This is a genomic window from Hyella patelloides LEGE 07179, assembly GCF_900659865.1.
Lineage (GTDB): Bacteria > Cyanobacteriota > Cyanobacteriia > Cyanobacteriales > Xenococcaceae > Hyella > Hyella patelloides.
Map to the genome: position 1 here is coordinate 1 of NZ_LR214106.1, position 6,412 is coordinate 6,412.

General features: G+C 36.5%; 7 protein-coding genes. 3 read left to right on the forward strand and 4 right to left on the reverse strand.

Translation table 11 applies throughout. The annotated features are described in order from the left end of the window. A partial coding sequence (locus tag H1P_RS29820) for a cytosine permease (protein WP_186376228.1) occupies window positions 1-533 on the forward strand: 533 nt, incomplete at its 5' end. 13 nt (window positions 534-546) lie between these two features. Here H1P_RS29820 and H1P_RS29825 read toward each other — a convergent pair. Further along, window positions 547-984, reverse strand: coding sequence for a nucleoside deaminase (locus tag H1P_RS29825; protein ID WP_144874587.1), 438 nt, complete (start codon window positions 982-984; stop codon window positions 547-549). A 254-nt stretch (window positions 985-1,238) separates the two neighbouring features. Between H1P_RS29825 and ilvA the strand changes: the two genes are divergently transcribed. Then, window positions 1,239-2,747: a threonine ammonia-lyase, biosynthetic gene (gene ilvA / locus H1P_RS29830; protein ID WP_144874589.1), complete on the forward strand. Its 1,509-nt coding sequence runs from the start codon at window positions 1,239-1,241 to the stop codon at window positions 2,745-2,747. A 490-nt stretch (window positions 2,748-3,237) separates the two neighbouring features. Further along, complete coding sequence (locus H1P_RS29835; protein ID WP_144874591.1) at window positions 3,238-4,443, forward strand: glutathione S-transferase family protein; 1,206 nt, start codon at window positions 3,238-3,240, stop codon at window positions 4,441-4,443. 70 nt (window positions 4,444-4,513) lie between these two features. On the opposite strand, the gene H1P_RS29840 is transcribed toward H1P_RS29835, so the two are convergent. From H1P_RS29840 to H1P_RS29850, 3 genes are all read right to left on the reverse strand, one after another. Beyond that, a complete protein-coding gene (locus tag H1P_RS29840; RefSeq protein ID WP_144874594.1) occupies window positions 4,514-4,921 on the reverse strand; it encodes a hypothetical protein in 408 nt (135 codons plus the stop codon). Between the two features lie 148 nt (window positions 4,922-5,069). Then, a complete protein-coding gene (locus H1P_RS29845; protein ID WP_144874596.1) occupies window positions 5,070-5,255 on the reverse strand; it encodes a DUF4278 domain-containing protein in 186 nt (61 codons plus the stop codon). Between the two features lie 516 nt (window positions 5,256-5,771). Further along, a partial coding sequence (locus H1P_RS29850; protein WP_186376229.1) for a transposase occupies window positions 5,772-6,412 on the reverse strand: 641 nt, incomplete at its 5' end.

Consider the following 6,412-nt stretch of genomic DNA (forward strand, 5'->3'; position numbering starts at 1 on the left):
CAAGAGGTCTAATCTTTAGTGGTGCTTTTTGTGCATTGGTTTATGGCAACGAAGATATCGTTCAAGTGATGGCTCAACAAGGTTTACTATTTTGGGGCTTGATGCTATTTTTCCTGAATATGTGGACGACTCAGGATAATACAATCTATGCTTTTTCAGTTGCAGGGGCGCATATGTTTCGTACTAGCAAACGAACTTTGTTTGTTCTGGGCGGTGCTACCTTTGCTCTTGTTTTAGCCATAGGTGGTATTTATGAGGCATTAGTGCCTTATTTGATTTTACTGGGAACTTTTATACCTCCTATTGGTGGTGTCATCATGGCGGACTTTTGGCTATATCGTCAAGGTGAATTTTCTTCCTTTGAAGAAAAACAACAGAATTTCAATTGGGCTGGAGTAGTTGCTTATGCCCTAGCCAGTGCAACTGCTTATTTCTCCCCTGGAATCAAACCAATTAACGGCATTATTACTGCTGCTTTGATTTACTGGCTTCTGGGTTCTATTCTCAAAAACAATTCAGAGGTACAAACTTGAGTTTGTGAATTACTTAAGTTCCAATATCTTCATTCCATAGCAAAGGCTTAGACAGTATAAAATTTCTCATTACCTCAAAGCAATCTCGATCGTCGAGAACTTCAACAATCACTTTTCTATCTCTCAATAAATCTTCTTCTCCCAGAAAATTGCGATTTTCTCCAATCACAACATGAGGAATTTTATACAAGAGAATTGTGCCACTACACATACTGCATGGAGAGAGTGTAGTGTAGAGAACTATATCTGAATAAAAAGATGCTGGTTGACGACCGATACTTTCTAAAGCATCCATTTCTGCATGAAGAATAGCACTGTTTCTTTGCATTCTTCTATTGTGACCCCGCCCAATTATTTCCCCATTTTTGACGACAACTGAGCCAATAGGTATTCCTCGCTCTTCAAGCCCTTTGTACGCCTCATTTAATGCTTCAGACATAAATTTATTCATCAACTTTTTTTGTCAGTATGACAAGACTTGTTTTAACTTGTCTTTTTATCAAAAGAAAGATATTGTTCTTGTTAATGTATAGTCCAATAATTCAGATTGTCCATCTGTTTAATCGAATAAATGTTTAAGTAAACGTTGAAGCATTACTTTTTTACATTTGCCTCGATAAAATAATGCTTTCTCAAAAGTTGAACCAGACCATAACTTGTATAATAGAAAAATTTGCATTTATCATACCTTAACTAAACTTGCCGATGAACTCCGATTACTTGGAGAGAATCTTAAACGCCCGTGTTTACGATGTTGCACAAGAATCTCCTTTAGAATACGCTCCCAATTTATCCAACAGATTACAAAATAAACTGTTGCTAAAACGAGAAGATATGCAGTCAGTTTTTTCCTTTAAATTGCGGGGTGCGTACAATAAAATGGCGCAATTATCCCCTAATTTGTTAAAACAGGGAGTTGTTGCAGCTTCGGCGGGAAATCATGCTCAAGGAGTGGCGTTAGCTGCCAGTCAATTGGGAACAACTGCTATTATTGTGATGCCTGTAACGACACCTGAAGTTAAGGTAAATGCAGTAAAAATGCGATGTGGACAGGTAGTATTACATGGAGATACCTATGATGATGCTTGCGCCCACGCCAAAGAGCTAGCCATTAGTAAAAATTTAACCTTTATTCATCCTTTTGACGATCCCGATGTCATTGCAGGACAGGGTACGATAGGGATGGAAATACTACGACAATATCAACAGCCTATTGATGCAATCTTTATTGCTATTGGTGGTGGTGGTTTAATTGCAGGGATTGCTGCTTATGTAAAACGGCTGCGTCCAGAAATTAAAATCATTGGAGTTGAGCCTGTAGATTCTGATGCGATGTCGCAGTCTTTAAAGTCAGGGAAAAGAGTAACATTACCTCAAGTTGGCTTATTTGCTGATGGAGTAGCAGTTAAACAAATAGGAGAGGAAACGTTTCGTTTAGCTAAAAAGTATGTAGATGAAATTATTCTTGTGAATACAGATGACACCTGCGCTGCGATCAAAGATGTCTTTGAAGATACTCGTTCTATTTTAGAACCTGCTGGAGCATTAGCCATTGCTGGAGCAAAAGCTTATGTCGAACAAAAAAGTATTACGGGTAAAACCCTAATCGCTATTGCTTGTGGCGCAAACATGAACTTTGATCGTTTGCGCTTTGTAGCAGAAAGAGCGGAATTTGGGGAGAGAAGAGAAGCGATTTTTGCGGTGAAGATTCCTGAAGAAAGAGGTAGTTTTCGCAAGTTTTGTGAATGTTTGGGTAATCATAACCTCAGCGAGTTTAACTATCGTATTGCAGATGAGCAACAGGCTCATATCTTTGTTGGCGTACAAATTCAAAATCGTGCTGATGGAGAAAATATTGCTGCTACGTTTGAAGCTGATGGCTTTAAAACTATCGATCTCACCGATGACGAATTGGCTAAGATGCACCTGCGCCACATGGTAGGGGGTAAGTCAGCACTGGCACAAAATGAATTACTTTACCGTTTTGAGTTTCCCGAACGTCCAGGAGCATTAATCAAGTTTTTAAACTCCATGAGTCCTAACTGGAATATTAGTTTATTTCACTACCGTAACAATGGCTCTGATTATGGCAGAATTGCGATCGGTGTGCAAGTTGCTCCTGATGAAATGTCTGATTGGCAAACTTTTCTTGATACTTTAGGCTACCCTTACTGGGATGAAAGTCAAAATCCTGCTTACAAGCTTTTTCTATAATATTTTTTGGGGTTAGCAGAATTGGTTTATTGACAAACCTCATAGATATCATTCGTTCAGAATGCTGAGTGAAGTTGAGGGGATTCTTAAAAGATAAAAATCCTTGGGTAATTTCTTCTTACTGCAATGATATCTTTTTCAAAGATGGCTTATAAGGTAGCAGAAGTTCTAATACTAAACCCGATTCACAAAGTTTACTTTTAAGGTTGGCTCGGAGACTTCGAGACGCGGGGACAAGGGGATTTTTAAAATCTAAAATATTTAACCTTTACCAACAGGATTCAGTACAATTTTAACTTTTTAGCCTTCTGTAATCAATTGATTTGTTTTTAGTCCTTGCTTGTAATTTGGCGAATTGAGCCGAAACTCCATAATTTAGCCATTCCATTAAGCAAGCTGGCAACACAAAGATAATTTTGTCCTCTTTACGACATAAGTAATGGTTTAAAATTACTGTATAAATTAATTATCCTTTACTGTTTAACTTTAAATGACCACCAAACCCCTAAGCTGGCAAGAACTAGAAAAATTAACAGATTGGAAAATAAACAGAATCAACGGAGTTACCAACTCTCAAGCTAGGCTACGTTTATTTGGTAATCAAGAGTCTGATATACGAGTAACTTTGTACCGTGATAACCATGCTTGGTGTCCTTATTGTCAAAAAGTTTGGTTGTGGTTAGAAGAAAAACAAATTCCCTATCGCATTGAGAAAGTAACCATGTTCTGTTACGGCACAAAAGAACAGTGGTATAAAAAAATAGTACCGTCAGGAATGTTACCAGCTATCAAGCTAGACGGACGCATCATCACCGAAAGCGATGATATTTTGATAGCTTTAGAACAGGTTTATGGTGTCTTAAATTATGGCATGACAGACTCTTTAGTTATTCCTTTACGTCAACTGGAAAGATTGTTGTTTAGAGCCTGGTGCGCTTGGCTTTGCTATCCAGCAAGGCTACCTGGTGCAGACAAGCGTAATCGAGAGCAGTTTCAAGGAGTTGTCGCAATGGTAGAAGAAGCTTTAGCAAAAACTCCTGGGTCTTATTTTCTTGATAATTTTAGTACTGCCGATGTAGTTTTTACTCCCTATGTAGAGAGAATGAATGCCAGTCTTTACTATTACAAAGGCTATTCTCTAAGAGAAGAAAATCCTCGTTTGTCTGATTGGTTTGATGCTATGGAAAGTCGAAGCACCTACCGAGGCACTCAAAGTGACTTTCACACCCATGCTCATGACTTACCCCCACAAATGGGAGGCTGTTGGGAAAATGGTCAACCGCAAATGAAAATTAATAAAACACAGGTAGATAATGGTCCTTGGTTGGGACTTCCAGATGTTACCTATCCCGAACCAACAAATTCTCGCGCTGAAGCTCTCCAAAGGATAATTAAACATCGTAAAAATATTATTCGCGTCAACCCTGCTGACGACCAGTTATTTGATGAAGCGTTACGTTGCTCTCTTACTCAGATGATGACGGAGAAAGTTTGCCAACCTCCTGCGGGTTCGGATGCTGCTCTACGATACTTAAGGGATAGAATTAATGTGCCTCGTGATATGTCAATTTATGCAGCTAAACGATTACGGCAATCTTTAGAAGATACGGCTGCTTTAGTAGGAGATAATCAAGGTATAGCTATCCCTTTCAAGCACAGAAGAGATCAAAACCCTGTGGAGTTTGCCCACAATTAAATTGAATTCCGTTTAATTTAATGAGAGACTTCGTGTAGTGTATCGCTTACCAGACCAAAACAAATCGATATCAACACTCTAAAGAAGCGATTTCGCGAGATTCTTGAGTTAATAAATCTACTAAATAACTGTTTCTCTGTGCTTTAGCTGCTTGTATACGGCGTTCGAGGTTACGTTTTAAATTACTAAGATGAGTTTGTCTAGCTTGTCGATCTTTTAACTGATACTGCAAAATACTAAATGCCTTTTCAGAATATGTTTTTCCAGCAATATGACATCTTTTGGGTATGTCGGAATAACCGTGATTAACCTTGCCGTAGTTTCTGTGAAGTTGCGATTCTAAAGGTAATATATTTTGAGCGCAGCCACTACTTATAGAGCATTTACAAAAAGTTTTTGTTAATTGCTTGTCTGTTATTTCCATAATTGATGAAGGGTATTCATTATCAAAGTTGATATAAGATTTAGATATTTTCATAGTGTTTACTAAAATATTAATTTTAAATTTTTCAAGATACGATTATTTAATTAAATTAGGGTGCGAATTAAATAATTAATAACTTTTCACACCCAATATAATAGAGTTTATTAGTATACTGATAAAAGATAAAATCAGCAATTTTGCTTTATTCTTTGTTATAAGAAATACCTCGATATTTTAATTGAGAAGAATCGCTACGGCGTTGCTGTCTTTTGAGAAGCCGATGCATTTTCCAAGGAGTCCCACGATAACGACCTCCTACTTGTCCTTCCGTTACTTTCAGTTCTATATGATGATCTTCATAAGTACCACCATGAAAATGTAGTTTCATGTTTTTTCCTCCAATGTACTCTATCCAAAATTTTTAGATAGAGAGTATTTTATTTTTCATATAGAATTTTAGCTTACTTTCCGTATCATTTGCTACATTTTAGGGTTTTTTGGTTTACATTTTGCAAAAATTGTCCAAAAATTATACTTTAAACTAAAATTAGTTAAATTTCAGAATTATCGTATGTTAAACAAGTATTTGCTAGTCTAGAATCAGAAAATTGTTTTTCACTCTGCTTTCAGAAACAAAAATAGCAATAATTGAGGAGATATATTGGCGAATCTTAAAACTTTGTTATACTTTCAGCGAAAGTAATCAGTGTGACAATCAGGCTTAATACCTAGCACAAAAAAACTGTAATATCAAGTGCGAATAATTACTTGAAATAAAGTTTTTCCTAATTACCTAACGATGCGCGTTCCTGTCTTGGTCAAACCTGGTCTCCTGAAGACGAACAGGGTCTGAACGCTTTGCGCTCCCTTGACAATGCATGGAAGTTAATCTTATATCAAATCACTAAATGTTTGCTACACATAAAGCATCTACAATAAATGGATAACAAGTAATCGAACTAATAATTGAATTATTGAGTTTATGTAATATCTTACTAAGAGTAATTCTCAGGAACTCTAGATTTTCAAAGACATACCATTCTAACCGATCTTTTAAATATCTCCATAGTCTTTCAATCGGATTTACTTCGGGAGTATAAGGAGGCTGAAAAAGCGCACCGCCTGCGCCGAGGTTTCCTCGGCGCAAAGACGGAGCAAGAAGTAGAATAATATTATCAGGTATTTCTAAATCTTTTTTGTAATGAAAACGTCCATTATCTAATTGAACAAAATGAAGTTCATTATTATACTTTTTAGAAAATGAATGTAAATAACTTTGAAAACAAGCACTATCTAAATGTGACCATTCTTCAAAAAAACTTTCGCCTGTAATTGGTTCTACTAAGCCATAAAGCCAAAGATAATCATACTTATATTGATAGAGTCCAAGAGGTTGTACTCCTGTGAGCGTTATTTTCTTTCTTTCTATAGTATGTAATCCAAATCGGGTTTCATCTTGTACCCAATCTCTAATTTCTTGATATTTATCTCGTTTATCTTGATGTAGTAATAGTTCTTTTTCAATTATTTCTGGAAGTTTTTTTT